The sequence below is a fragment of the Pseudomonas sp. SDT291_1_S447 genome, from assembly GCF_054070155.1.
Map to the genome: position 1 here is coordinate 1 of NZ_JBSVXS010000420.1, position 225 is coordinate 225.

The window sequence follows — 225 nt, forward strand, 5'->3', positions numbered from 1 at the left end:
GGCCCGGGGTTTTCAAGGAAGGTTTTGGCAGACTCGGTGCAGGCAGGCTCGGCAATTTGCCCGCCTTGCTCGCCGCCCCTAGAAGCCCCGAAGCACTCGGCAACGCCGCACTCGCCAATTTCGGCAACCCGGCCACCCCGCCCTGCACCACACCTTTCACCTGCTGCGCTGTTTGCATCGCACCTTGCGCCGTCTGCATCGCACTCATCCCTGTTTGCGCCATGT

1 protein-coding gene is annotated in these 225 nt (G+C 64.0%); it reads right to left on the bottom strand.

From position 1 onward, the window contains the following. A partial coding sequence (locus tag ACW9IR_RS30180; RefSeq protein ID WP_457466273.1) for a hypothetical protein occupies window positions 1-208 on the bottom strand: 208 nt, incomplete at its 3' end. Window positions 209-225: the final 17 nt, after the last annotated feature.